Source organism: Terrisporobacter muris, assembly GCF_024621905.1.
GTDB lineage: Bacteria > Bacillota > Clostridia > Peptostreptococcales > Peptostreptococcaceae > Terrisporobacter > Terrisporobacter muris.
In genome coordinates this window covers 1-2339 of sequence record NZ_JANKBY010000448.1, presented here as the reverse complement: position 1 = coordinate 2339, position 2339 = coordinate 1, and the positions used below count along the sequence as shown (strand labels likewise).

Genomic DNA, 2339 nt, shown 5'->3' with positions numbered 1-2339 from the left:
TCTTAATATCTATAGTTGGTATAGTTTATTTTCTTTTTGTGGTATTGTGGGGATTAAATTATAATCGTATGAATTTAAAAGATTCTCTAATTGTTGATTACAACAAAAGTCACAATGAAAATATAAAAGATGTTGATTATGATAAAGAAGATTTAATAAGTTTATATAAATTTTTAATAGAAAAATGTAATGATATAAGAACTGAAGTTTTGGAAGACGAACAAAAAGTAATGAAGTGTAATACTGATTATAAAGAAGTTTTGAAACGAGCAAATAATGGATATGAAAATGTTAGTATTTTAAATTTAAATAAAAGAGGAAGTTATGCACCAGCAAAACCAATATTAAATTCAAATTTATTATGTTACACAGGTATAACAGGAATTTACTCACCTTTTACAGGAGAAGCTAATGTAAATACTGGAGTACCTGATATTTATATTCCTTTTACAACATTACATGAAATGGCACATCAAAGGGGATATGGAAGTGAGGATGAGTGTAATTTTTTAGCGTATATTGCATGTATTAACAACGAAGACTATGATTTTCAATATTCAGGGTATATATTAGCGCTTAAGTATACAGCTTCAGCATTAGCAAAAGTTGATTATGATGCTTTAGTTAGTTTAAATGGAGAATTATCATCATCTGTAATTAATGACCTAAATTATAGCAGGGAATTTTGGAAGCAATACGAAGGAAAAGTAAACGAAGTATCAGATAATATGAATAGTAATTATCTAAAGGCAAATGGTGTAGAAGAAGGAACACTAAGTTATGGAAAAGTAGTGAATTTACTACTAGTATATTACAGCTTATATGGATTTAATTAAAATGAAAAGTTGGCGTCAGCATATTTATAAAAAGTTGACGGCAGCTTTTTATAATGCATAAGATAATAGTCATGTTTTTTGTGCATGACTGATATAATCAATAAGAATTAGACATTAATTAAATTAGATTGTATATTTAATAAGGAATTATAAGTACGAAAGGCAGGAGAGTTAAATATGAAGTTAGAAATTATTAAATATAAAATGAATATAAGAAAGTTAAGTATGCTGTTACTAGTAGTTATGTTTTTTATTACAGGATGTAGCAAATATAAAACAATAGAAAGCACAGGAATATTAAATGTTGTTGAAAATGATAGTGTAATAGTTAAAGAAGAAAATCCTATACATAAATATGAATATTTTGCTAAGTTAGATGACTTAGACGAAAGTATTACTCAATCAGATACCTTACACAATGAAGAATCAACATCAGAAATGATAGAATTAGAAGAAAATAAATTTTCAAAATGGGATGATATGTTAAGTGAGATTTGTGAATTACTAATAGATCAGCTTAATAAAAATGAATTAGAAGAATTTAAAGATAAACAATTGGAGTGGTTAGAATACCGCGAAAATACTGCTAAAGAAGAGGCTGATAAATTTGATGGAATGAAGTTTTCAAAAGTACAATATAATTCAACTTTAACTAAACTAACAAAAAAAAGATGCTATGAAATAGTTATTATATATTTACAATAAATAAATTTGTAGATTACAATTGACTTTGATAAAAAATTAAATTTTAAATCGGAGTCAATGAATAATGAAGGATCAAGTGGTGTAATAACTATAGGATCATCATATACATATAGTAAATTTAGACTAGCAGATTTATTCTTTGATTATTCTGAGAAAAAAACTGGTGTAAGTTTCGATGTTGTAACGGAGCAAAGTCATAATTTATTTAGAATGTTAGTTGAAAATAATTTAAGTTTCGGATTTATATCAGGAAATTATGAAGGTCTAATAAATAAAATATTAGTTAAACAAGATAAATCATATATCGTATCTAAAGATCCGATTAATTTAGACAAATTACCTTATTTAAAACCTATAGATTATAGAAAGAATGATAAAAGTAAGGAATTAATTGATAATTGGTGGAATGAAAGGTATAAAGAAAGTAGGCCTTCGGGAACATTTGCAGGATATATTGATTTTGCTTGGAAATTAATAGACAAAGGACTGAGATATACTTGTTGTTTCTTACCTGATGAATTTAAAAATGATTATAATTTTCAATTAACACCATTGTTGGATCTTGATGGTAATAATGTGATAAGAAATACTTGGTTTGCATATTCGAAAACAAAGAAGTTTAATAAGATAGAGAAGGAATTTATACAATTTATAGAAGATAATGTATTAATAGATTAAATTAGTAATGTAAATAGCTCATAGTAAATGCGAGCTATTTTTTATAAATTATTTTAAAGTACATATTGTATAGGTCTTCCTTATAAAAATAATCATAGCAAACACGAGAAATAGGTTTTG

3 protein-coding genes are annotated in these 2339 nt (G+C 25.6%); all 3 read left to right on the top strand.

Going from position 1 to position 2339, the window contains the following annotated elements; translation table 11 throughout:
- Positions 1-836: DUF3810 domain-containing protein (locus NSA58_RS19040; protein WP_257560854.1), on the top strand; the 836-nt coding region annotated here is incomplete at its 5' end.
- A gap of 177 nt (positions 837-1013) precedes the next feature.
- Entirely contained in the window at positions 1014-1541 is a 528-nt protein-coding gene (locus tag NSA58_RS19035) for a lysozyme inhibitor LprI family protein (protein ID WP_039678101.1), read from the top strand.
- Between the two features lie 57 nt (positions 1542-1598).
- Positions 1599-2219, top strand: coding sequence for a type 2 periplasmic-binding domain-containing protein (locus tag NSA58_RS19030; RefSeq protein WP_074429793.1), 621 nt, complete (start codon positions 1599-1601; stop codon positions 2217-2219).
- The last annotated feature ends 120 nt before the right edge of the window (positions 2220-2339 follow it).

Bases quoted from the DNA above. Each gene is read 5' to 3' on its own strand.
- NSA58_RS19030 (WP_074429793.1), top strand. From the start codon at position 1,599: ATGAATAATGAAGGATCAAGTGGTGTAATAACTATAGGATCATCATAT.
- NSA58_RS19035 (WP_039678101.1), top strand. From the start codon at position 1,014: ATGAAGTTAGAAATTATTAAATATAAAATGAATATAAGAAAGTTAAGT.